The sequence below is a fragment of the Nocardioides sp. L-11A genome (assembly GCA_029961745.1).
Taxonomy (GTDB): domain Bacteria; phylum Actinomycetota; class Actinomycetes; order Propionibacteriales; family Nocardioidaceae; genus Nocardioides.
On record CP124680.1, the window covers coordinates 3,051,511 to 3,074,289 of the forward strand.

Below are 22,779 nucleotides of genomic sequence, written 5' to 3' on the forward strand. Positions count from 1 at the left end.
TCACAGGCCTTTCAGGATCCGGCGCGGCCACATCGGGCCACCGTAGATCAGCGCGCTGTAGGCCTGCACCAGGTCGGCACCGGCCGCGACCCGGGCCCGGGCCTGCTCGGGAGTCCCGATGCCGCCGACGCCGATCAGCGTGAGCGCAGGGCCGACGCGGCCGCGCAGCAGCCGCAGCACCTTGGTCGAGCGCTCGGTGAGCGGCGCGCCGGACAGGCCCCCGGCGCCGATCTCCTCGACCTGCGCGGCGGGCGTGCGCAGCCCGTCGCGGGAGATCGTGGTGTTGGTCGCGATGATCCCGGCCAGGCCGAGGTCGAGCGCCATGTCGGCGACGGCGAGCACGTCCTCGTCGGACAGGTCGGGTGCGATCTTGACCAGCAGCGGCAGCGACGCGGCGGTCACCTCGTCGGCGGTACGCCGGACGTGGCCGAGCAGCGGCGCGAGCTTCTCGACGGCCTGCAGGTTGCGCAGGCCGGGCGTGTTCGGCGAGCTCACGTTGACGACGAGGTAGTCCGCGTGGGGGGCGAGCAGCCGGGTGGACGTCTCGTAGTCGGCCTCCACCGCCGCCTGGTCGTCGTCGGGCACGACCTTGGACTTGCCGATGTTGACGCCGAGCACCAGGTCGCCGCGCCGCCGCTTCGCCAGTCGCGCGGCAACCGCGGTCGCCCCGTCGTTGTTGAAGCCCATCCGGTTGACGATCGCCCGGTCGTCGGGCAGGCGGAACAGCCGCGGTCGGGGGTTGCCGGGCTGGGCCAGCGCGGTGACCGTGCCGATCTCCACGTGTCCGAACCCGAACGCGCCCATCCGGTCGTAGACCTGGGCGTTCTTGTCGAAGCCGGGGGCGAGACCGAGCCGGTTGCGGAAGGTCAGCCCCATCGCCCGCACCGGCGCGCCGCCGGGGCCGGCGGGGATCGGCGCGCGGGACAGCAGCGGACCGCCGGCCCGCAGCGCGTCGTACGTCAGGTGGTGCGCCCGCTCGGCGTCGACGCGGACCAGGACGTTGTCGAAGACCTTGTCGTAGAGCGTCACCGCGTCGCCTCGGCGGCCGTGTTCCACTCCTGCAGCGAGCGCACGCCGATCGCGCCCGCCCGGACCGCCGCGATGCCCTGGACGGCGGCGGCCAGGCCCTGGACCGTCGTGATGCACGGGGTGCCGGTGAGGACCGCCGACGAGCGGATCTCGTAGCCGTCGACCCGGGAGTCGCCCCCACCGGTCGACCCGTGCGGGGTGTTCACGATGAGGTCGATGTCGCCGTCGAGGATCATCTGCACCACTGTCGGCTCCCCGCCGGGGCCGGGACCCTCGAAGTGCTTGCGGACCACGGTGGCCTGGATGCCGTTGCGCCGCAGCACCTCGGCGGTGCCCTGGGTCGCGAGGATCTCGAAGCCATAGTCGACCAGGACCCGCGCGGGGAACACCATGGTGCGCTTGTCGCGGTCGGCGATCGAGATGAAGACCTTGCCCGAGGTGGGCAGCGGACCGTACGCCGCGGCCTGCGACTTGCTGAACGCCGTCCCGAAGTCGGCGTCGAAGCCCATCACCTCGCCGGTCGACTTCATCTCCGGGCCGAGCACGGTGTCGACGAACTGGCCGTCCTTGGTGCGGAACCGGTTGAACGGCAGCACTGCCTCCTTGACCGCGATCGGCGAGTCGGCGGGCAGGGTGCCGCCGTCGCCCTCGGCCGGGAGCACGCCGGAGGTGCGCAGCTCGGCGATCGACTCCCCCAGCATCAGCCGCGCGGCGGCCTTGGCGAGCTGGGTGCCGGTCGCCTTGGAGACGAACGGGACGGTGCGTGACGCCCGCGGGTTGGCCTCGATGACGTAGAGCACGTCGGCGCCGAGCGCGAACTGGATGTTGATCAGGCCGCGGACACCGACGCCCTCGGCGATCGCCGCGGTCGCCGCGCGGATGCGGCCGATCTCGGCGTTGCCGAGCGTGATCGGCGGCAGGGCGCACGAGGAGTCGCCGGAGTGGATGCCGGCCTCCTCGATGTGCTCCATCACGCCGCCGAGGAAGAGCTCCGTGCCGTCGTACAGGGCATCGACGTCGATCTCGACCGCGTCGTCGATGAACCGGTCGACCAGCACCGGCCGGTCCGGGCTGATCTCCGTGGCGGCCTCGATGTAGGCCTCCAGCGCGGCGTCGCTGTAGACGATCTGCATGCCGCGCCCACCGAGGACGTACGACGGCCGCACCAGCACCGGGTAGCCGATGGAGTGCGCGATGGTCCGGGCCTCGTCGTACGAGACGGCGGTGCCGTGCTTGGGCGCGACGAGGCCCGCCGCGGCCAGCACCCGTCCGAAGGCGCCGCGCTCCTCGGCCAGGTCGATCGCCTCGGGGCTGGTGCCGACGATCGGGACGCCGGCGTCCTGCAGGCCCTGGGCCAGGCCGAGCGGCGTCTGCCCGCCGAGGGTGGCGATGACGCCGGCGATCGGGCCGGCGGCCTTCTCGGCCTCGTAGATCTCGAGGACGTCCTCGAGGGTGAGCGGCTCGAAGTAGAGCCGGTCGGAGGTGTCGTAGTCGGTCGAGACGGTCTCGGGGTTGCAGTTGACCATGATCGTCTCGTAGCCGGCCTTGGCCAGGGCGAGGCTGGCATGCACGCAGGAGTAGTCGAACTCGATGCCCTGCCCGATCCGGTTCGGTCCCGAGCCCAGGATGATCACGGCCTGCTTGCCCTCGGCGCGGGGCTGGACCTCGGTCTCCTCGTCGTAGGACGAGTAGTAGTACGGCGTCTGCGCGGCGAACTCCGCGGCGCAGGTGTCCACGGTCTTGTAGACCGGTCGTACGCCGAGGGTCTGCCGGGCGATCCGGACCTCGGACTCCCTCAGGCCCCGGATGGCCGCGATCTGGGCATCGGAGAAGCCGTGCCGCTTGGCCAGGCGCAGCGCGCCGGCGTCGAGAGTCGCGGTCGCGCCGACCTGCTGGGCGATCTCGTCGATGAGGAAGAGCTGGTCGACGAACCAGGGGTCGATCCGGGTGGCGTCGTGGACCTCGTCCTGGGTGGCACCGGCGCGGATCGCCTGCATGACCTTCTGCAGGCGCCCGTCGTGCGGGACCTTCACCTGCTCCAGGAGCGCGGCCCGGTCGCCGAGCGGTGCCGCCCAGTCGAAGGGCGCGTGCTTGTTCTCGAGCGAGCGCAGCGCCTTGTTGAGCGCCTCGGTGAAGCTGCGGCCGATCGCCATCGCCTCGCCGACCGACTTCATGTGCGTGGTCAGCGTCGGGTCGGCGGTCGGGAACTTCTCGAAGGCGAACCGCGGCACCTTGACCACGACGTAGTCGAGACTCGGCTCGAAGGACGCCGGCGTCTCGCGCGTGATGTCGTTGGGGATCTCGTCGAGCGTGTAGCCGACGGCGACCTTGGCGGCGATCTTCGCGATCGGGAAGCCGGTCGCCTTGGACGCCAGCGCGGAGGAGCGCGAGACGCGCGGGTTCATCTCGATGACGATGACCCGGCCGTCGGCGGGGTTGACGGCGTACTGGATGTTGCAGCCGCCGGTGTCGACGCCGACCTCGCGGATGATGCCGATGGCGAGGTCGCGCAGGTGCTGGTACTCGCGGTCGGTCAGCGTCATCGCCGGCGCGACGGTGATCGAGTCGCCGGTGTGCACGCCCATCGGGTCGAAGTTCTCGATCGAGCAGATGATGACAACGTTGTCGGCCTTGTCGCGCATCACCTCCAGCTCGTACTCCTTCCACCCGATGATCGACTCCTCGATCAGCACCTCGGTAGTCGGACTGGCGGACAGGCCGGCGCCGGCGATGCGGTGCAGGTCGGCCTCGTCGTACGCGATGCCGGAGCCGAGGCCGCCCATGGTGAACGACGGACGGACGACGACCGGGAAACCGAGCTCGCCGGCGGCCTTCTCGACCTCGTCCATCGAGTGGCAGACGAAGGACCGGGCGACCTCGCCGCCGACCTTCTCGACGATCGCGTTGAACAGCTCGCGGTTCTCGCCGCGGTGGATCGCCTCGAAGCTGGCGCCGATCATCTCGACGCCGTACTTCTCGAGCACGCCGCTCTCGTGGGCCGCGATGGCCGCGTTGAGCGCGGTCTGGCCACCGAGGGTCGGCAGGATCGCGTCGGGACGCTCCTTGGCGATCACCTTCTCGACGAACTCCGGGGTGATCGGCTCGACGTACGTCGCGTCGGCGAACTCCGGGTCGGTCATGATCGTGGCCGGGTTGGAGTTGATCAGGATGACCCGCAGGCCCTCCTCCTTGAGCACCCGGCAGGCTTGGGTGCCGGAGTAGTCGAACTCGCAGGCCTGGCCGATGACGATCGGCCCGGAGCCGATGACCAGGACGGACTTGATGTCGTCGCGCTTCGGCATCAGGCGTTCTCCTCCAGCAGGGTGGTGAAGCGGTCGAAGAGGTACGCCGCGTCGTGCGGGCCGGCGGCGGCCTCGGGGTGGTACTGGACGGAGAAGCTCTTCAGCCTGCCGTCGGCGTCGCGCAGCTCGAGGCCCTCGACGACGTCGTCGTTGAGGCAGACGTGGCTCACGGTGACGGTGCCGTACGGCGTCTCGGTGGGGGTGTCGCGCGGTGCGTCGACGGCGAACCCGTGGTTGTGGGCGGTGACCTCGACCTTGCGGGTGGTCAGATCCATCACCGGCTGGTTGATGCCGCGGTGGCCGTACTTCAGCTTGTAGGTGCCGAAGCCGAGCGCCCGGCCGAAGAGCTGGTTGCCGAAGCAGATGCCGAAGTAGGGAAGGCCCTGCGCGAGGGCCTGCCGCAGCAGCTCGACCTGGCCGGTCGTGGCGGCCGGGTCGCCGGGGCCGTTGGAGAAGAACAGGCCGTCGGGGCGCACCGCCAGCACATCGTCGATCGACGCGGTGGCCGGCAGCACGTGGACCTCGATGCCGCGCTCGCTCATCCGCTGCGGCGTCATGTCCTTGATGCCGAGGTCGAGCGCGGCCACGGTGAACCGCCGCTCCCCCTGGGCCGGGACGACATAGGCCTCGTTCGTGGAGACCGCCTCGGACAGGTTGGCGCCGCTCATCTCGGCGGACTCCTTGACGCGGGCGAGCAGAGCCTCCGGGTCGGTCTCGACCGTGGAGATGCCCACGCGCATGGCGCCGCGCTCGCGCAGGTGGCGGGTGAGCGCGCGGGTGTCGATGCCGCAGATCCCGACGACGCCCTGCTCCGCGAGCTCGTCGTCGAGGCTGCGCCGGGAGCGCCAGTTGCTCGGGATGCGCGCCGGCTCACGCACGACGTACCCGGCGACCCAGATCCGCTGCGACTCCGGGTCCTCGTCGTTGACGCCGGTGTTGCCGATGTGCGGGGCCGTCATGACGACGACCTGCTGGTGGTACGACGGGTCGGTCAGCGTCTCCTGATAGCCGGTCATGCCGGTGTTGAAGACGGCCTCGCCGAAGGTCTCCCCCTCGGCGCCGTACGCCTCGCCGTGGAACGTGCGGCCGTCCTCGAGGACGAGGAGTGCGGGGGTGCTCATGCGAGGGCTCCTTCCAGGACGGTCGGCGTGCCACGCAGCAGGGTGGCGACGATGCGACCGGTCAGCTTGCGGTCGTGCCAGGGGTTGTTGCGGCTCAGCGAGACGCTGGCGGCGCGATCGACCACGACCTGCGCGGACGGGTCGATCAGGGTCAGGTTGGCGGGCTCGCCGACGGCGATCGGCCGGCCGTGCGCATCGTCGAGGCCGGCGATCCGGGCCGGGTTGGCGCTCATCACGCGGGCGACCCCGGCCCAGTCGAGCAGGCCGTTCTCCACCATCACGGTGGTCACGACGGGCAGCGCGGTCTCGAGGCCGAGCATGCCGAACGCCGCGTCGACGAAGGCGTGCTCCTTGTCGTGGCGCGCGTGCGGCGCGTGGTCGGTCGCGACGGCGTCGATGGTGCCGTCCGCCAGCGCCTCGCGCAGTGCCCGGACGTCCTCGTCGGGACGCAGCGGCGGGTTGACCTTGAACGTCGGGTCGTAGCCGGCGAGCAGGTCGGTGGTGAGCAGCAGGTGGTGGGGCGTCACCTCAGCGGTGACACTGATCCCCTGGGACTTGGCCCAGCGGACCACCTCGACGCTGCCGGCGGTCGAGACGTGCGCGACGTGGACCCGGCTGCCGGTGTGCCGGGCGAGCATCGCGTCGCGCGCGACGATGACCTCCTCGGCGACACCGGGCCAGCCCGGCAGGCCGAGCCGGCCGGACAGCTCGCCCTCGTGGCAGCACGCGGTCGGGCCGGCCAGCGACGGGTCCTGGCTGTGCTGGCTGACCACACCGCCGAACGCCTTGACGTACTCCAGTGCGCGACGCATCACCCGGGCGTCGTGGACGCACCTGCCGTCATCGGAGAAGACCCTCACCCGGGCTCGGGAGCGGGCCATCAGGCCCAGCTCGGCGAGCTCCTCTCCGGCCAGGCCCTTGGTGACCGCGCCGACCGGCTGGACGTCGACCAGCCCGGCCTGACGGCCCAGGTCGTAGACCCGCTCGGCGGCCTCGGCAGTGTCGGTGACCGGGCTGGTGTTGGCCATCGCGAGGACCGCGGTGTAGCCGCCGACCGCGGCGGCACGGGAGCCGGTGAGGACCGTCTCGGCGTCCTCGCGACCGGGCTCGCGCAGGTGGGTGTGCAGGTCGACGAGGCCGGGCAGCAGGCGCAGCCCGGCGGCGTCGATGGTGCGGTCGGCCTTCGCCTTGAGCGAGCCGAGGTCGGCGATGGCGCCGTCCTGGACGAGGACATCGGTCGTCGTACCGTCGGGCAGGGTCGCGCCCGTGATCAGGGTGCTCATGCGGTGGTCTCCTCGCCGGCGAGCAGGTGGTAGAGCACGGACATGCGGACGGCGACGCCGGCGGAGACCTGGTCGAGCACCAGGCTGTCGGCGGCGTCGGCGGCGTCGGGCGAGATCTCCAGGCCGCGGTTCATCGGGCCCGGGTGCAGGATCGGCGTGCCCGGCTCCAGCAGCGCGAGACGGTCGCGGGTGAGGCCGTAGCCGACGGTGTACTCGCGCGCCGTCGGGAAGAAGCCGCCGCTCATCCGCTCGCGCTGGACACGCAGCATCATCACGGCGTCCGCGCTCGGCAGCACCTCGTCGAGGTCGTGGCTGGTGGCGAAGCCGGCCGCCTTGGACCAGTCCCCCACCCCGGCGGGCATCAGCGTCGGCGGCGCCACCGCGGTGACGCTCGCGCCCAGTTTGGCGAGGCTCTTGACGTTGCTGCGGAAGACCCGGCTGTGGGTCAGGTCGCCGACGATCGCGACGTGCTTGCCCTCGAGCGTCCCGAGCTTGCGGGTCAACGTGTACCCGTCGAGCAGCGCCTGCGTCGGGTGCTCGTGGGTGCCGTCGCCGGCATTGATCACCGGGACGTCGATCCAGCGGCTGATCTGCTCGGCGGCGCCGCTCGCGCCGTGGCGCACGACGAGGCCGTCGATGCCCATCGCGGTCACCGTGAGCACGGTGTCGCGCAGCGACTCGCCCTTGCTCGCGCTGCTGCCCTTGGCGGACAGGTTGATCACGTCGGCCGACAGCCACTTGCCGGCGATCTCGAAGCTGGAGCGGGTGCGGGTGGAGTCCTCGAAGAAGAGGTTGATGACCGTGCGGCCACGCAGGGCCGGCAGCTTCTTGACCTCGCGTCGCTGCACGTCGTGCATCTCCGCGGCGGTGGTGAAGATCTGCTGGATGTCGTCGGCGCTCAGGTCGTCGATGCTCAGGAGGTGCCGGTTCACTGGATGCGCACCTCGTCCTCGCCGTCGGTCTCGACCAGCCGCAGGCTCACTCGCTCGCTGCGGGCGGTCGGCAGGTTCTTCCCGACGTGGTCGGCGCGGATCGGGAGCTCGCGGTGCCCCCGGTCGACCAGCACCGCCAGCCGGACGACGTCCGGCCGGCCCAGGTCCGAGAGCGCGTCGAGCGCGGCCCGGATCGTGCGCCCGCTGTAGAGCACGTCGTCGACCAGTACGACGGTCTTGCCGTCGACACCGCCGGCGGGCACCTGCGTGCGGTGCGGCGCCCGGGTCGGGTGGGAGCGCAGGTCGTCGCGGTACATCGTGACGTCGAGCTCGCCGGTGGCGACCGCCGTCCCCTCGACCTGGGCGATGTTGTCGGCCAAGCGGCGGGCGAGCGGGACGCCACGGGTGTGGAGCCCGAGAAGCAGAAGATCCTCGGCGCCCTTGTTGCGCTCGAGGATCTCGTGGGAAATGCGGATCAATGCCCGGCTGATGTCACCGGCGTCGAGAACGACCCGACCGCTGACGGTGCCATCGTGTGCCTTCGGGGTCTGCTGGGCAGGCAAGGCTGAATGACCCTCCTTCTCCGCCTCACAGGACGGCTCGTTAAAGGATGTCGAACAGTGCGGACTCTACCGGCTCCCCGGAGTCCCCGGCGAACCGGGGCCGGTGTGCCGCTGGGCGGACCGGGGTGGGGCTCAGGTCGGTTCCAGCGTTGCGGTTTGGTCCCAAACCGCAACAATTCGGCGTCCAGACGTGCAGTCTCTGCCCAATCGAGGTGTGGCTCGGCCGCCCCTCGGGGCGACGGCCGCAGGCCCGGACACATCGGAGGGACCCGGCGACGCCGGGTCCCTCCGACGGACCTCGGGCCTACTTGAAGGCGTCCTTCACCTTCTCGCCGGCCTGCTTGAGGCTGCCCTTGGCCTTGTCGACCTTGCCCTCGGTCTCGAGGTCCTCGTCGTCGGTGGCCTTGCCCACCGCCTCCTTGGCCTCGCCCACCTTCTCCTGGGCCTGGTTCTTCAGCTTGTCGTCGAGACCCATCGCCGTCTCCTCTCGTCGTCGATCGCTGTCCTGTCCGAAGTACCCGCGCGCTGGTCGCCGATCCGGGTGATCGACATCGCATCACGGTCCGAGGTCGTTGCGGTTTGGTCCCAAACCGGGACAATTCGGCCCCAGGACGTGCAGTCTCTGCCCAATCGACGATGTGCGCCGCCGCTACCGGAAGTCACGCGACGACTGTCGGATCTGCAGCGCCGCCCCGACCCCCGGCAGGACCGACTCCAGCGGCTCGATCCGGTCGGCGACCAGGTTGGTGACGCCGTCCTGACGCTCCACCTGGCCGCGGATCACCACCGCGATCCGGTTGCGGGCCGCCTGGCGGTACACCCTCATCACCCCGGCGGAGCAGACGACGTTCAGCATGCCGGTCTCGTCCTCGAGGTTGAGGAAGGTGATCCCACCGGCGGTGCCCGGGCTCTGCCGGTGGGTGATCAGGCCGGCGACGTGCACCCGCCGGCCGGCGTCGGTGGTGGGGAGATCGGCCACCGACTTGATGCCGGCCGCGGCCAGGGACCCGCGGAAGTGCTGCACCGGGTGGACGTCGGTGGAGACCCGGGTCGCCCACAGGTCGGCCAGCGTCACCTCCCAGGCCGACATCTCCGGCAGCTCCGGCGGCGCCGGCGCCGGCGTGCTCCCCGGGAGTTGCTCACCACTCTCCGCATAGCCCGCCATCCACAGCGCCTGGCGGCGATCCAGGCCGAACCCGGCGAGCGCGCCCGCTGTCGCCAGCGCCTCGAGCTGGGCCGGCGTCAGCCCGGCGCGCCGGGAGAGGTCGGGAATGTCGGCGTACGGCGCCGCAGCGCGCTCGGCCACGATGCGGGTCGCGACGTCCTTCCCGATGCCCTTCACGGTGTCGAGCCCGAGCCGCACGGTCAGCGCGCCGTCGTAGCGCAGGGGGTCGTGGGCGGCCGACTCGCCCGGTTCCAGCCCGGCCTGGATGCCGGAGCGGACCAGGTCGGGCGGCAGGACGACGACGCCGTGGCGGCGCGCGTCGGCGACCAGGGACTGCGGGGAGTAGAAGCCCATCGGCTGGTTGCGCAGCAGCCCGGCCAGGAAGGCCGCCGGGTAGTGCAGCTTGAACCACGACGAGGCGTAGACGAGCAGAGCGAAGCTGAGCGCGTGGGACTCGGCGAACCCGAAGCCCGCGAAGGACAGCACCTGGACGTAGATCGCGTCGGCCGCGTCGCCGGTGATCCCCTTGCGGGCCATGCCGGAGTACAGCTTGTCCTTGACCTTCTCGATCCGCTCGATGCCGCGCTTGGAGCCCATCGCCCGACGCAGCAGGTCGGCGTCGTCCGGCGTGCAGTCGCCCAGGGCGACGGCCATCTGCATGAGCTGCTCCTGGAAGAGCGGTACGCCGAGCGTGCGGCTCAGGATCGGCTCCAGCAGCGGGTGCGGGTAGGTGACCTCGTCCCGCCCGGTCTTGCGGCGGATGTAGGGATGCACCGCGCCGCCCTGGATCGGGCCGGGCCGGATCAGCGCGATCTCGATGGCCAGCTCGTAGAACTCCTGGGGCTTGAGCCGCGGCAGGGTGCCGATCTGGGCGCGGGACTCGACCTGGAAGACGCCGATCGAGTCGGCCCGGCCGAGCATCTCGTAGACCTCCGGCTCCTCCTTCGGGAGGGTCGCCAGCTCCCAGCGGACCCCGAGGTGCTCCTCGACCAGCCGGATCATGTGGTCGAGCGCGCCGAGCATGCCGAGGCCGAGCAGGTCGAACTTCACCAGCCCCATCGACTCGCAGCCGTCCTTGTCCCACTGCAGCACCGTGCGGTTCTCCATCCGCGCCTTCTCGATCGGGCAGACCTCGCCGATCGGCCGCTCGGTGAGCACCATCCCGCCGGAGTGGATGCCGAGGTGGCGGGGCGCGCCCATCAGCTCCTCGGCCAGCGAGCGCACCTGCGCAGGTACGCCGATCTCCTCGTCGATCTCCCGCCCCCAGCCGTCGACCTGCTTGGACCAGGCGTCCTGCTGGCCCGGGGAGTAGCCCAGCGCCTTCGCCGCGTCGCGGATCGCCATCCGCGGCCGGTAGCTGATCACGTTGCACACCTGCGCGGCGTTGCGCCGGCCGTAGGTGTCGTAGACCCACTGGATCACCTCCTCGCGCCGGTCGGAGTCGAAGTCGACGTCGATGTCCGGCTCCTCCTCGCGATGGGCGGAGATGAACCGCTCGAACGGGAGGTCGTAGAAGACCGAGTCGATGGCGGTGATCCCGAGCGCGTAGCAGACCGCGCTGCTCGCCGCGGAGCCCCGCCCCTGACAGAGGATCCTCTTCCTCCGAGCGAACTTCACAATGTCGTGGACGATGACGAAGTAGCCGGCGAAGTCCTTCTCGAGGATCACCCGCATCTCCTCCTCCACCCGGTGTCGCGCCTTCTCGGCGTGGGGCAGGTGGGCGTAGCGCTCCGCGAAGCCCTCCTCCAGCAGGTGCCGCAGCTGCTCCCCCGGTGTGCGCCCCTCCGGGATGCCCTGCTTCGGCAGCCGCGGCGAGGCCTTGCGCAGGTCGAAGGCCAGCTCCCCCGCGAGGACGACGGAGCGGCGTACGGCGTCCGGACGGTGCGCGAACCGCCGCAGCATCTCCTCACCGCTGCGCAGGTGCGCGCCACCGGACAGGTCGAGCCAGCCGTCGAGCTCGGCGATGCTGCGTCGGGCCCGCACCGCCGCCATCGCTGCCGCCAGCCGGCGGTTCTCCGGGGTCGCGAAGTGGACGTTGCCGGTCGCCACGACCGGCAGCCCCCGGTCGTCGGCGATCCGGGCCAGCAGGTCGTTGTCCTCCTCGCCGCCCGGATGGTCGCTGACCGCCAGCTCCACGACGACGTGCTCGCCCCCGAACCGGTCGACCAGCAGGTCGAGCTCGCGCGCGGCGGCAGCCGGGCCGGCGCACCGCAGCGCCTGGCGGACGGTGCCCTTGCGGCACCCGGTGAGCACCGCCCAGTGCCCTCTCCCCCGCTCCGCGAGCTCATCGAGGTCGTGCGCGGGACTGCCCTTCTCCGGCGCGCGTAGCCCGGCCTCGGTGATCGCCCCGGAGAGCCGGTGGTAGCCCTCCACCCCGCGCGCCAGCACCAGCAGGTGACTGCCCTCGGGGTCGGGGATGCCGTTCTGGGAGCGATGGACGCCGAGGGTCAGCTCAGCACCGTAGACCGTCGCCATGGCGTAGTCGGTGCCCGCCTCCGCGAACAGCGGCGCTCCGGCGAAACCGTCGTGATCGGTGAGGGCGAGCGCGTCGAGACCCAGCCGGACCCCCTCCTTGACCAGATCGCCGGGCGAGCTGGCGCCGTCGAGGAAGCTGAAGTGGCTGTGGCAGTGCAGCTCGGCGTACGGCACCGCTGCGTCCGGCCGGCTCACCTGATCGGGCTCGGCCCGCGGCCGCTTCCGGTGCGACACCGGGGCCTCGAGGGCCGGCGCGCGACCGGACAGCCGGCGTTCGACCTCACTCCACGGGACCGGTGGGTTGTTCCACCCCATGCCTCCAACTCTAATCGAACACCTGTTCGATCTCCAACGTCCTACGCTGTCCCGATGACCGGAGTGCGGCAGGTACAGGTGGCCTTCGACTGCGCGAGCCCGCGGGCGGTCGCCGACTTCTGGAAGGCCGCCCTCGGGTACGTCGACCCGCCGTTCCCGCCCGACCCCGACGACGCCTGGGCCGTGTGCCAGGACCCGACGGGTGTCGGGCCGCGGCTGTACTTCCAGCGGGTCCCCGAGGCCAAGGTCGCGAAGAATCGGGTCCACCTCGACGTCCGCGTGGGGTCCGGCATGACCGACGACGAGAACGAGTCCTGCCAGAACATGGTCGACGTCGAGGGCAACGAGTTCTGCCTGGACTAGATGAATCTCCCGCGGTCGCCGGGTCGTCCTGGGCAGCGGTCCTCGCCGAGGACCCCAGGCCCGAGGAGATCCCATGGTTTCGGTACGCACCCACCTGTGGTTCGGCAACGACAAGGCCGTCGAGGCCGCGAAGTTCTACGCCGAGCACATCCCGGACTCGTCAGTCGGCCAGGTGCTCACCGCCTGGACCGAGCCCGGTACGGCGGTCGCCGAGGTCGTCGAGTTCACCGTCGCCGGTCACGAGGTCATCGGCCTCAACGCCGGCCCCGAGTTCCACCTCAACGAGGCGTTCTCCTTCTACCTCCGCGTCAACGGCCAGGAGGAGGTCGACCACTACTGGGACATCCTCACCGCCGACGGCGGCGAACCCGGTCCCTGCGGCTGGTGCAAGGACAGGTACGGCATCTCCTGGCAGGTCATCCCCGTCGAGCTCGAGGAGCTGTGCGGCGACTACACGACGCCCGCCAACCAGGCGGCCTGCAACGCCATGCTGAAGATGGGCAGGATCGACGTGGCCGAGCTCCAGGCGGCGTACGACGCGGCGTGATCAGTTGATGATCTCGCCGCGCTCGTCCGCGCGCAGCGCCGCCAGCCGGTCGTGCCAGGCCTGCAGCGCCTCGGGAGTGAGCCGCGTCCAGTCGGTCACCTCGCCCACGACGCGGAGCGGCTCCCGACTGCGGTAGGAGCGCGTGGGATTGCCGGGGAACCTCTTGTCGGTGACATTCGGGTCGTTCTCGAAGGCGCCGGTCGGCTCGACGGCGTACACGCGTGGCGCGGCCGGCCCCGGCGCGAGCTCGGCGGCGAGCCCGGCGCCGTCGAGCAGGGCCGTGAAGTAGATGTGGTTCATCACCACCTCGGGCCGGTAGTTCGACCGGAAGCCCGCGGTCAGGAGGTCACCCACCCCGAGATCGGCCTTCGTGCCGTGGAAGAACGGCCCCTCGTCCAGCACGTCGCTCACCGGCCCAGCCTAGGCTCCCGCTCCACGGTGACCAGTTCTCCGGCCCGCGGCCGTCATACCGGTGACAGGACGCGACGGAAGGATGACGTGATGAGCGTGAGCACACGAGTCGAGGAGCGTGAGTTGGACAGCCCGGGCGAGATCGACGAGGCGGCGTTCGCGGAGCTGGCGGAGCCCCACCGCCGCGAGCTGCACGTGCACTGCTACCGGATGCTGGGATCCTTCGAGGACGCCGAGGACACGGTGCAGGAGACCTTCCTGCGTGCCTGGCGGCGGCGGGAGACCTTCGAGGGCCGCTCCACCTTCCGGGCCTGGTTGTACCGCATCGCCACCAACGCCTGCCTGGACCTACTGGCCCAGCGCCGGCCGCGGGCCGCGACCGGCGGCGAGGTGCGGTGGCTGCAGCCCTATCCGGACCGACTGCTCGACGAGCTGCCCACAGACGACGCGGACGGACCGGAGGCGCTCGCCGTGGACCAGGAGACGATCGAGCTGGCCTACGTGGTCGCGGTCCAGCACCTCGCTCCGCGCCCGCGGGCCGCGCTGATCCTGCGCGACGTGCTCGGTTGGCCGGCCAAGGACGTCGCGGAACTGCTCGGCGACTCGCTCGACTCGGTGAACAGCGCGCTGCGGCGTGCGCGCGCCGGCATGCGTGAGCACCTGCCCTCCGAGCGGCAGGACTGGACCGGCGGCACGGAGGATCCCGCCACCCGCGAGGTGGTACGTCGCTACGTCGAGGCCGGTGTCGCCGCGGACATCGGCGCCCTCGCCGCGCTGCTGCGCGAGGACATCCGCTGCTCGATGCCGCCGACGCCCGGCCTGCACGCCGGCCGCGACGCCGTCGTGGGCGACTGGGTAGCGAGCGGCTTCGCCGATCTGGGCCCCCTGCGCACCGTCGTCACCGCGGTGAACCGGCAGCCCGCGGTCGCCTTCTACCTCTGGCACGCGGAGGAGGACGCCCATCTGCCGCTGACCATCGACGTCCTGCGCGTCACCGGTGGCCGGATCGCCGAGATCACCACCTTCCACGACGACCGGTTCGCGCCGCTCGGACTCCCGGCGCGGCTGTCGCGCTGAGCATCCTCGCGCGTGCCGCTCAGCATCCGACGCAGGTCCGGGCCGTGGGCCGCGCCTCGAGCCGGGCCGGGGCGATCGGCGCTCCGCACGTCTCACACCGCCCGTAGCTGCCGGCGTCCAGCCTCGCCAGCGCCGCCTCCACCTCGGCCAGGTGTCGGCGTACCTGCGCGACCAGCGTCGCGAGCTGCGACCGCTCGAACGCGATGGTGGCGCCCTCCGGATCGTGCTCGTCGTCGGCGTTGGTGTCGCGCGAGGCGGCCACCACCTCGTCGAAGGTGCCCGTCAGTCCGGCGAGGCGACGCCGCGCCTCGTCCCCCTCCGCCTCCAGCAACACCCGCGCGCCCGCCATCGTTCGAGGGTGCCAGCACCCGCCGACACCCTCGACCAGACCTAGAACACGTTCTACAGTGCGGTCATGGACCTTGTCGCGATCGAGGAGATCAAGCGCCTCAAGCACCGCTACTTCCGCACCCTCGACCTGAAGAGGTGGGAGGAGTACGCCGACTGTCTCGCCGAGGACGTCAGCGCCCGCTACGGCACGCAGGCGATGGGCGAGCCGCTGCACTTCGACAACCGGGCCGACGTCGTGGCGTACATGGAGAAGAACCTCGGCCCCTCGATCATCACGATCCATATCGCCAACCACCCCGAGATCGACGTCGACGGCGACACCGCGACCGGCTCGTGGGCGTTCGAGGACACCGTGATCGTGCCGGACTTCAAGGTGCAGATCCGGGGCGGCGGGTACTACGTCGACACCTACCGGCGCGACGCCGACGGCGCGTGGCGGATCGCCTCGACACAGTACGAGCGGATCTACGAGGCGATGACGTCCCTCGACGACACGCCGAGCTTCAAGCTGATCGCCAACCGGTGGGACCCGTCGCTCGAGCACTGACGGGCCACCCCGGGCGGCGTACCGACGCGATCAGTTCAGCTCGAGCTCGTGGAACGGGTAGTCCTGAGGCCCGAGGAACTCGGTGCCGGGGACGAACCGGCCGTTCGGGTCGGCGGAGTTCACGTAGTTGTTCAGGTTGCGCGGCGCCTGGCGGAAGATCAGGTCCACCCAGGCGGCGTACTTCGCCGCCATCGGCTGGTCGTCCCAGAAGATGACGTTCTGCTCGTCGGAGTGCCAGCCGAGCTGGGTCCAGTTCTCGCTGCTGGACAGGACGACATTGCCGTCGGCGCGGCCGTCCACGTGCCCCTGGACCGCCAGGCCCTTGAGGTGGACGTAGCGGTCCTTGAACTTGTTGGCCGTCGCGCCGGTGATGTAGACCATCTGCTTCGCCGGGAGGCCGCGCAGGATGTTGCGGATCTTCAGCGGCATCATCATGAACACGATCCGCACGTCGCAGCCTGCGTTGTGCAGCGCGCGGACCTTCTTCGCGACCTTCACACCGCGCTGGTCGCCCCATACGGCGTTGGCGATCCGCACCTTGGTGCGGCCACCGGGGACGTTGGACGCGCCCGTGCACTGCACCTTGTTGAGGACCTTGAGCGCCGGGTCGGTCTTCTTGCGGTGCGGCGCGAACATCGTGGTGATGGTGGACCCCGGCGTGGTGGTGCTGGGCACCGTGAACCGCAGCGGCTTGACGTTCTTGTCCTTCTTCGCCTGCTTCCACATCGTCATCCAGCCGTCGTAGAGGCCCGGGTTCTCGGTGACGGTGGTCCAGTCGTTGAACTGCTGCACGGCCGCGGCGCCGGTGAAGTTGCCCGAGCCCTGCATGGCGATGTTCGTGGTCGCGCCGGAGCGGCTGACCAGCATCAGCTTGGAGTGCATCGCGCCACCCTTGCCGCGACAGGTCGACATGCAGGTGCGGATCCAACTGCGCAGCTCCTTGGGCCGGTCCGCGTTGCCCTTCTTGAGCGCGTTGCGCAAGGTCGGGTAGGAGCGGCCCGGTCCCTGCGACTTCGCCAGGCCCCGGGCCATGATGATCTGCACCGAGACACCACGCTGGTGGGCCTTGATGAAGGCGTTCGCGTACTTCGGCGAGTCGAAGTTCCAGGTCATCAGGCGGATCGTCTCGCCGGCCGGCACGTTCTTGACCGTCTTGATGATCCGGCGCTGGATCTTGGTCTTCTTCTTGGTACTGCGGAACGGGTGGTTGAACACGATCCCCGGCTTGACGACGTACGCCGGGTCGGGTCCCTTCTTCGCCGCCACCCCGGTCGCCACCCCGGTCGGCGCGGCAGCCGCCGTGGCTGCGTCGGCGGGCGTCACCTCGCCCTGTCCCACCACCAGCAGAGCCGTGGCGAGGAGCAGTGCCACGCCTGTGACCACGACTCCCCGAGCCCGTCCGACCGCCGACGTACCCCACCCGAACCGCACGATGCCCACACTCCTCGTTCCCGATCTGCTTCCCCCCTCACAGCGTCGGGGCGCGCGGATTCGTTACAGGTGGGACGCATGTCACCTCTCGGAGCGGCACGCGCCGGAGTCCTCCCCGGTCCCGATCCGGGCTAGGCGCGCAGCAGCCGGTCGATCTCGCCGAGCACGCCCTTGCGGTTCTTCCCGGCCACCTCGCGCTCCTGGATCCGCCGTAGGTCGGCGGCCCCGAGCCCGGCCAGCCGGGCCTTCACCTGCGGGACGGTGAGCTGGTCGAGATCGGGGACCACCAGCGACTCGACGTTGTCGGGTGCGTCAGGCACCTCGGGCGCACCGGGCGTCGGCGCGGGCCTCTTGCGGCCGGGCAGGAGCTGGGTCGGGACCAGCTGGGTGGGCACGAGGGGCAGACGGGGCGCCTGGCCGCGAACGGTGTCGAGCACCTGCAGCAGCGCCTGGGAATAGGCCTTGCCGGTGCTGACCAGCTGGCCGAGGAGGCTGTCAGCCTCGGCCCGGGTCAGCGATCCGCGGGCGACGAGGTCGTCCATCAGCCCTTGGAGCCGGGACATCTGGATGGTGACGCTGTGCTCGAGAGCTCCGTGCAGGGCGCGCAGGTTGCGTCCGACGAGGTCAGCCGGCTTGCCGGTCCGTCCCATGTCTCCTCCAGACGTCGCCGCCCTCCCTCCAGCAGGGTAGGCCGCTCCCATCCCCGATATCCAGTGGCACGACCTCTGAGCCGGTGGCCTCGGGGTCACTCAGTCATAGGCCGCCTCCACCTCCCAGCGGGCGGGCGCGTGCCAGCGCAGCAGCCAGGCCCGGCCGTCCACGCCCACCACCTGGAACCGGGCGGTCAGCCCCTGGGCCGGGCCCGCGGCTCCGCTCGACGCGAGCCACCACCCCTCGTCGACCGGCCAGGGCCCGGCCCAGGAGGCGACCGGGCACCAGTGCCGGCCGATCCGGATCCGCCACGGTTCCCCCGTCACCAGCCCGCGCGGCGTGACGGCCACCGGGACCGAGGCCTCGTCGACGACCTCCGCCTCGAGGGGCGTGGCGAAGACCCGGCTCGGAGCCGGCCCCGGGATCCGGCCCGGCCACGGACGATCGACGGGACGCAGCCCGACCGGTCGCTCGCCCCACGGCACCAGCGCCTGCCGATCGGCGGCGCCCCGGCCGCCCTGGAGCACGGGGACCCGGACGGCGTCGTACCCGACCATCGCCTGGACCCGGGCGACCCCGCGCACCACCTGCTCCTCGGCGCCGCCGCCCCACAGCCCGTCGGCGTGGTCGCCGGCCGGCTCGACGACATCGGGCAGGAAGCGGACGACGGTGACCGCCGAGGAGATCGTCTCGCCGACGGACTTGCGGCTGCGCAGGCCCGAGGACGCCATCCCGGCCTGGAGCTGCCAATGCACCCGGTCGACCAGGTCGCGTGAGGTGAAGCACCGAGGGTGCAGCCAGGTCCGGGTGGAGACCCCCTCCTCGAACTCCGCCTCGATCCGGACCGAGGTCGCCACGAGCTGCCGGTCGGCGAGACCGGCGACGAACCGCTCGGCGGTGGTGCGGACGCTGAAGGTGACGGCCTCGGCGGACTCGAGGGGCGGCTCGAAGGAGATCGCACAGGCCAGCTCCGGCGGCGGGGTGCGGGGGGCGAGCCGGGTCGCCTCCCGGCCCTGCACCCGCCGCCACACATCGGCGCCGTAGCTCCCGAACCGGTTGGCGACCTCGCCTGCTCCGAGCCGGGCGAAGTCGGCCAGCAGCGCCAGGCCGAGCCGGCGCAGCAGGCCGGCGAGCTCGGCCCCCTCCGGTCCGTCGTCGGCGAGGACGGTGACCGGCAGGCCACGCAGGAACTCCGCCGAGCCGCCCGCCGCGATCGACAGGCAGGCCTGCGGCGACGCCTGCCGGGCGGCCCGCTCGGCGGTGTAGAGGTCGTCGGCCGCACCGAACCGGCTGTCCCACACCCCCTCCTGCACGAGACGCTCGGCGAGCACCGCCGCCGCGGCCTCCTCCCCGTCGAGCCCGCGGCGGGCGAAGTAGCGTCCCGGGGCGGGCACGGCGAGCAGACCGGGTCGCAGCGGCGCCACCCCCGGCCGCACCGCCTCCACCGCCGCGAGCACCGGCTCGAACCACCGGGCGTCCCGGTCGGGGTTGGCCGCGAGCAGCATCACCTCGGGACAGCGCGCCTGGGCGTCACGACGCCGCTGCCCGCGGCGTACGCCCTCGGAACGGGCGGCGGCATTGCACACCGTCACCACGTTGTTGGCGAGGACGACGGCCGGCGCCGCCGCGTCGACGCCCGGCTCCGCCCCCGTCCAGGCACCGGTGTCGGCCAGCTCCAGCATGCCCGCCGTGACCGCCCAGTCCGGACACCACAGGACCATCGTCCGCCCCGCCATCACGCATCCGCCATCAGTCGAGCACCACCTCGGCGCGGGCAGGCATCCGCCCACCACCGCGCGCGACGAGGGTCGCCCGTCGCTCGCGCAGCCGACCACGGCCCTGGTCGAGCCCGGCCCAGGCGACCTCCTCGGCGCTGATCCGCGCCTCGCAGCGCGGCCACTCCCCCTGCACCACGAGCACCGCCGAGCGGGCCCGCAGCCGGGCTTCGAGGAGGGCAGCCGACTTCGGGTCGACGCCGCCGGGCGGGCGCAGCACCACGACCCGGAGCACATCGACGAGGGCCGCGGTGACCTCGAGCCAGTGCTCGCCGGGCGCGGGCACCAGGACCGTGCGGCCGAGCACGATCCCCCGCTGCTGGGCGGCCTCGGCGCCGAAGTCGTCCCACCCGGCGAACCCGACCCACTCACCGGCCTGCGAGGCGCCGGCGGCCAGCGTCATGCCGAGGGTCGCGGAGTCGACGCCGTAGACCCCGCCGGTGCGCAGCTGGACCAGCCCAGCGAGCATCGGCAGGACCGGCACGAACAGCCGGGTCGGACCGCCCTCGAGGGCGGCGATCCGGCCACGCAGCTGGTCGATGACGGCGGGCTGGCTCACTCCTCCATGTTCGAACATTTGTTCGAACATGGCAAGCGGGGACCCGGCCTGTGAGGACGTCACGATTGGGCAGAAACCGCAGGGAAATCAGCTGAATTGTTGCGGTTTGGGACCAAACCGCAACGCCGCGCCCCCGGATCGCCCACCCGAAGCACCCGACGCCCACCCGGGCTAGCGACGCGCGCGCTTCTCCCGCGGCTGCACCTTGATCTCGATGGGCGTACCGACGAACCCGAACTCCTCGCGCAGCCGGCGCTCGACGAACCGCTCGTAGCCCTGGTCGAGCTTGCCGGTGGTGAACAGCTTGAACACCGGCGGCGCGCTCTGCACCTGGCTGCCGAACAGGATCCGCGGCTGCTTGCCGCCACGGACCGGGTGCGGGTGCTCGGCGACGATCCTGCCCAGGAAGGCGTTGAGCGCACCGGTGGAGACCCGGGTCTCCCAGCCCTCGATGGCACGGTCGAGGGCGGGCACCAGCCGGTCGACGTGCCAGCCCGTCTTCGCCGTGATGTTGATCCGCGGCGCCCACTGCACCTGCACCAGGTCGCGCTCGATCTCGCGGTCGAGGTAGTAGCGGCGCTCGGCGTCGACGAGATCCCACTTGTTGAAGGCGATCACGAGCGCCTTGCCGGCCTCGCGCACCTCCTGCAGGATCCGCATGTCCTGCTCGGCGATGGACTCGTTGCCGGCGAGCACGAGGACGCACACCTCGGCGCGCTCGATCGCGGTCGAGGTCCGCAGCCAGGCGTAGTACTCGTGTCCCGAGGCCTCCTTGACCCGTTTGCGGATGCCGGCGGTGTCGATGAACCGCCAGTCGCGGCCGCCGAGCGACACCAGCTCGTCGACGGGGTCGACCGTGGTGCCGGCGACATTGTCGACGACGACACGCTCCTCGCCGGCGAGCTTGTTGAGCAGGGAGGACTTGCCGACGTTGGGGCGGCCGACGATGGCGATCCGGCGGGGTCCGCCGATCTCCTCCTCCACCCGGTCCGGGGCCTCGGGCAGCACCGCGAGGACGGCGTCGAGCAGGTCGCCCGAGCCGCGGCCGTGCAGTGCCGAGACCGGCCACGGCTCGCCGAGGCCGAGGTTCCACAGGCCGTAGGCCTCCGCCTCGGCCCGCTCGTCGTCGACCTTGTTGGCGGCGAGCACGACCGGCTTGCCGGACTTGCGCAGCACCCGGACCACCGCCTCGTCGGCGTCGGTGATGCCCACGGACGCGTCGACGACGAAGAGCACGGCGTCGGCCAGGGTGACCGCGACCTCGGCCTGCACCTTGATCCGCTCGGCCATGCCACGGGCGTCGGGGTCCCAGCCGCCGGTGTCGACGAGGGTGAACGCGCGACCGGCCCACTCGGCGTCGTAGGAGACCCGGTCACGGGTCACGCCGGGGATGTCCTCGACGACCGCCTCGCGGCGACCGAGGATCCGGTTCACCAGGGTCGACTTGCCGACGTTCGGGCGGCCGACGACGGCCAGCACCGGGACCACCCCGGTCGGGGTGTCTTCACTCATCACGTTCTCCTTGCGGGAGCGGGCCGGGCAGGCTCCGCCCCGTCTCGTCCAGGGCTCCGGCCAGCTGCTGCTGCATGTGGTCGCGCAGCGCGGCCGAGGTAGATGAGACATTCTCCCGCGTCCGGGGCCAGGGCACCGCATCGACGGCGCAGGGCTCCCCCACGACGATGTCGATCCGGGCCCCCCGATGCGGCAGCGAGCTGCTCGATCCACCCGGATCGCGGGAGCCCAGGAAGGTCAGCGGTACGACGGGCGCGCCCGTCACCAGCGCCAGGTACGCCGCCCCGCCGTGGAACCTCTCCAGGTCACCCGGCCCCCGGGTCCCCTCGGGGAAGACGCCGACCGCGTACCCCTCGCGGAGCACCCGCAGCGCGATCCGCACCGCGGCCGGGTCGGTGTGGTCACGGTCCAGCGGGATCTGTCCGGAGGCCCGCAGGAACACTCCGAGCGGTCCGGAGAACATCTCGATCTTGGTCAGCGCGTGCACCGGCCGCGGGGCGAAGATCGCCATCAGCGGCCCGTCGACGAATCCGATGTGGTTGCCCGCGACGACGGCGGGCCCGGTCCGCGGGAACCGCTCGGCGTGGTGCACGCGGACGTCCCACCGGCGCCGGATCAACCACCGTGACGTCGGCCGTCCCCCACGGAGGAGCCAGCGCGCGGGGCGCGGGGCCCGGTGCGCGCTCACCGGCGCTCCATCACCAGGCCCACCACCACGTCGACGACCTCGTCCAGGGTCAGCTCGGTGGAGTCGACGTGGATCGCGCCGTCGGCCATGGTCAGCGGGGCGACCGCCCGGCCGGAGTCGATCCGGTCGCGGGCGAGCAGGGACTCCTGGGTGGCGGTGACGTCGGCACCGCCGTTCTCCAGGGCCCGGCGGGCGGCCCGTGCGGCCGGGTCGGCGGTGAGGTAGACCTTGAGCTCGGCCTGCGGCCAGACGACGGAGCCGATGTCGCGGCCCTCGACGACGATTCCGCCCCGGGGTCCGTCGACGGGGGCGATGATCGTGCGCTGGAGGTCGACCAGCCGCGAGCGGACCTCGGGCACCGCGCTGACCGGCGAGACAGCGGCGTTGACCTCGTCGCTGCGGATCTCGACGGAGACATCACGACCGTCGACGGTGATGGTGGGCGCGAGCGGGTCGGTGCCGGAGGCCAGCACCGGCTCCCCCGCGCGTACGGCGACCGCGGCCGGGTCGTGCACGTCGACCCCCTGGTCGAGCATCCACCAGGTGATCGCGCGGTACTGCGCGCCCGTGTCGAGGTAGCGCAGCCCGAGCCGGTCGGCGACCGCGCGACAGGTGCTGGACTTGCCCGAGCCGGAGGTTCCGTCCACTGCTACGACTACGTTCACCGGCGCGTTCACGGGCG

Annotated in this window: 21 protein-coding genes; 4 read left to right on the top strand and 17 right to left on the bottom strand. The window is 71.6% G+C overall.

What is annotated here, in order from left to right; all coding sequences use genetic code 11:
• The 8 genes from QJ852_14645 to QJ852_14680 all read right to left on the bottom strand — a co-directional run bounded on the left by QJ852_14645 (nt 1) and on the right by QJ852_14680 (nt 12,185).
• Complete coding sequence (locus QJ852_14645) at nt 1–1,029, bottom strand: quinone-dependent dihydroorotate dehydrogenase (protein ID WGX94393.1); 1,029 nt, start codon at nt 1,027–1,029, stop codon at nt 1–3.
• A complete protein-coding gene (gene carB, locus QJ852_14650; GenBank protein ID WGX94394.1) occupies nt 1,026–4,331 on the bottom strand; it encodes a carbamoyl-phosphate synthase large subunit in 3,306 nt (1,101 codons plus the stop codon). Before carB ends, QJ852_14645 begins: the two co-directional genes overlap by 4 nt.
• Nucleotides 4,331–5,452 (bottom strand): glutamine-hydrolyzing carbamoyl-phosphate synthase small subunit, encoded by a 1,122-nt coding sequence (gene carA, locus QJ852_14655; protein ID WGX94395.1) that lies wholly within the window; start codon nt 5,450–5,452, stop codon nt 4,331–4,333. Before carA ends, carB begins: the two co-directional genes overlap by 1 nt.
• Nucleotides 5,449–6,735: a dihydroorotase gene (locus QJ852_14660; protein WGX94396.1), complete on the bottom strand. Its 1,287-nt coding sequence runs from the start codon at nt 6,733–6,735 to the stop codon at nt 5,449–5,451. Before QJ852_14660 ends, carA begins: the two co-directional genes overlap by 4 nt.
• On the bottom strand, nt 6,732–7,667 hold the full coding sequence (locus QJ852_14665) for an aspartate carbamoyltransferase catalytic subunit (protein ID WGX94397.1): 936 nt from the start codon (nt 7,665–7,667) through the stop codon (nt 6,732–6,734). Before QJ852_14665 ends, QJ852_14660 begins: the two co-directional genes overlap by 4 nt.
• Entirely contained in the window at nt 7,664–8,230 is a 567-nt protein-coding gene (pyrR, locus tag QJ852_14670) for a bifunctional pyr operon transcriptional regulator/uracil phosphoribosyltransferase PyrR (GenBank protein ID WGX94398.1), read from the bottom strand. Before pyrR ends, QJ852_14665 begins: the two co-directional genes overlap by 4 nt.
• A 304-nt stretch (nt 8,231–8,534) precedes the next feature.
• Nucleotides 8,535–8,705, bottom strand: coding sequence for a CsbD family protein (locus tag QJ852_14675; GenBank protein ID WGX94399.1), 171 nt, complete (start codon nt 8,703–8,705; stop codon nt 8,535–8,537).
• A gap of 174 nt (nt 8,706–8,879) precedes the next feature.
• Nucleotides 8,880–12,185: an error-prone DNA polymerase gene (locus QJ852_14680; protein ID WGX94400.1), complete on the bottom strand. Its 3,306-nt coding sequence runs from the start codon at nt 12,183–12,185 to the stop codon at nt 8,880–8,882.
• Between the two features lie 54 nt (nt 12,186–12,239).
• Here QJ852_14680 and QJ852_14685 point away from each other — a divergent pair, with 54 nt between their 5' ends.
• A complete protein-coding gene (locus QJ852_14685) occupies nt 12,240–12,548 on the top strand; it encodes a VOC family protein (protein ID WGX94401.1) in 309 nt (102 codons plus the stop codon).
• 73 nt (nt 12,549–12,621) lie between these two features.
• Entirely contained in the window at nt 12,622–13,095 is a 474-nt protein-coding gene (locus tag QJ852_14690; GenBank protein ID WGX94402.1) for a VOC family protein, read from the top strand.
• Here the strand turns inward: QJ852_14690 and arr are convergent, their stop codons facing one another.
• Nucleotides 13,096–13,506, bottom strand: coding sequence for an NAD(+)--rifampin ADP-ribosyltransferase (gene arr, locus QJ852_14695; protein ID WGX94403.1), 411 nt, complete (start codon nt 13,504–13,506; stop codon nt 13,096–13,098).
• A gap of 90 nt (nt 13,507–13,596) precedes the next feature.
• Here arr and QJ852_14700 point away from each other — a divergent pair, with 90 nt between their 5' ends.
• Nucleotides 13,597–14,583 carry an RNA polymerase subunit sigma-70 gene (locus tag QJ852_14700; GenBank protein ID WGX94404.1) on the top strand — a complete coding sequence of 329 codons (987 nt, stop codon included), beginning with the start codon at nt 13,597–13,599 and terminating at the stop codon, nt 14,581–14,583.
• Nucleotides 14,584–14,602: 19 nt separating this feature from the next.
• Here the strand turns inward: QJ852_14700 and QJ852_14705 are convergent, their stop codons facing one another.
• Nucleotides 14,603–14,932: a TraR/DksA C4-type zinc finger protein gene (locus QJ852_14705; GenBank protein ID WGX94405.1), complete on the bottom strand. Its 330-nt coding sequence runs from the start codon at nt 14,930–14,932 to the stop codon at nt 14,603–14,605.
• 66 nt (nt 14,933–14,998) lie between these two features.
• Here QJ852_14705 and QJ852_14710 point away from each other — a divergent pair, with 66 nt between their 5' ends.
• Nucleotides 14,999–15,481: a nuclear transport factor 2 family protein gene (locus QJ852_14710; GenBank protein WGX94406.1), complete on the top strand. Its 483-nt coding sequence runs from the start codon at nt 14,999–15,001 to the stop codon at nt 15,479–15,481.
• Nucleotides 15,482–15,511: 30 nt separating this feature from the next.
• On the opposite strand, the gene QJ852_14715 is transcribed toward QJ852_14710, so the two are convergent.
• The 7 genes from QJ852_14715 to cmk form a co-directional block, all read right to left on the bottom strand.
• The gene (locus QJ852_14715; protein WGX94407.1) at nt 15,512–16,852 is read right to left on the bottom strand and encodes a phospholipase D-like domain-containing protein; all 1,341 of its coding nucleotides are present in this window, start codon (nt 16,850–16,852) and stop codon (nt 15,512–15,514) included.
• 191 nt (nt 16,853–17,043) lie between these two features.
• Nucleotides 17,044–17,562, bottom strand: a complete 519-nt coding sequence (locus tag QJ852_14720; protein ID WGX94408.1) for a hypothetical protein — start codon at nt 17,560–17,562, stop codon at nt 17,044–17,046.
• 99 nt (nt 17,563–17,661) lie between these two features.
• Nucleotides 17,662–19,299, bottom strand: coding sequence for a DNA polymerase Y family protein (locus QJ852_14725; GenBank protein WGX94409.1), 1,638 nt, complete (start codon nt 19,297–19,299; stop codon nt 17,662–17,664).
• Nucleotides 19,300–19,312: 13 nt separating this feature from the next.
• Nucleotides 19,313–19,897 carry a hypothetical protein gene (locus QJ852_14730; protein WGX94410.1) on the bottom strand — a complete coding sequence of 195 codons (585 nt, stop codon included), beginning with the start codon at nt 19,895–19,897 and terminating at the stop codon, nt 19,313–19,315.
• Between the two features lie 171 nt (nt 19,898–20,068).
• Complete coding sequence (gene der / locus QJ852_14735; GenBank protein ID WGX94411.1) at nt 20,069–21,409, bottom strand: ribosome biogenesis GTPase Der; 1,341 nt, start codon at nt 21,407–21,409, stop codon at nt 20,069–20,071.
• On the bottom strand, nt 21,402–22,001 hold the full coding sequence (locus QJ852_14740; protein ID WGX94412.1) for a lysophospholipid acyltransferase family protein: 600 nt from the start codon (nt 21,999–22,001) through the stop codon (nt 21,402–21,404). Before QJ852_14740 ends, der begins: the two co-directional genes overlap by 8 nt.
• Nucleotides 22,002–22,093: 92 nt before the next feature.
• Nucleotides 22,094–22,774, bottom strand: a complete 681-nt coding sequence (cmk, locus tag QJ852_14745; GenBank protein ID WGX94413.1) for a (d)CMP kinase — start codon at nt 22,772–22,774, stop codon at nt 22,094–22,096.
• Between the last annotated feature and the right edge of the window lie 5 nt (nt 22,775–22,779).

What these genes read in the sequence shown, in the direction of transcription:
- carB (WGX94394.1), bottom strand. Translation starts at nt 4,331, where the DNA reads ATGCCGAAGCGCGACGACATCAAGTCCGTCCTGGTCATCGGCTCCGGG.
- carA (WGX94395.1), bottom strand. Translation starts at nt 5,452, where the DNA reads ATGAGCACCCCCGCACTCCTCGTCCTCGAGGACGGCCGCACGTTCCAC.
- QJ852_14660 (WGX94396.1), bottom strand. Translation starts at nt 6,735, where the DNA reads ATGAGCACCCTGATCACGGGCGCGACCCTGCCCGACGGTACGACGACC.
- QJ852_14675 (WGX94399.1), bottom strand. Translation starts at nt 8,705, where the DNA reads ATGGGTCTCGACGACAAGCTGAAGAACCAGGCCCAGGAGAAGGTGGGC.
- QJ852_14680 (WGX94400.1), bottom strand. Translation starts at nt 12,185, where the DNA reads ATGGGGTGGAACAACCCACCGGTCCCGTGGAGTGAGGTCGAACGCCGG.
- QJ852_14685 (WGX94401.1), top strand. Translation starts at nt 12,240, where the DNA reads ATGACCGGAGTGCGGCAGGTACAGGTGGCCTTCGACTGCGCGAGCCCG.
- QJ852_14690 (WGX94402.1), top strand. Translation starts at nt 12,622, where the DNA reads ATGGTTTCGGTACGCACCCACCTGTGGTTCGGCAACGACAAGGCCGTC.
- QJ852_14700 (WGX94404.1), top strand. Translation starts at nt 13,597, where the DNA reads ATGAGCGTGAGCACACGAGTCGAGGAGCGTGAGTTGGACAGCCCGGGC.
- QJ852_14705 (WGX94405.1), bottom strand. Translation starts at nt 14,932, where the DNA reads ATGGCGGGCGCGCGGGTGTTGCTGGAGGCGGAGGGGGACGAGGCGCGG.
- QJ852_14710 (WGX94406.1), top strand. Translation starts at nt 14,999, where the DNA reads ATGGACCTTGTCGCGATCGAGGAGATCAAGCGCCTCAAGCACCGCTAC.
- QJ852_14720 (WGX94408.1), bottom strand. Translation starts at nt 17,562, where the DNA reads ATGGGACGGACCGGCAAGCCGGCTGACCTCGTCGGACGCAACCTGCGC.
- QJ852_14725 (WGX94409.1), bottom strand. Translation starts at nt 19,299, where the DNA reads ATGGCGGGGCGGACGATGGTCCTGTGGTGTCCGGACTGGGCGGTCACG.
- der (WGX94411.1), bottom strand. Translation starts at nt 21,409, where the DNA reads ATGAGTGAAGACACCCCGACCGGGGTGGTCCCGGTGCTGGCCGTCGTC.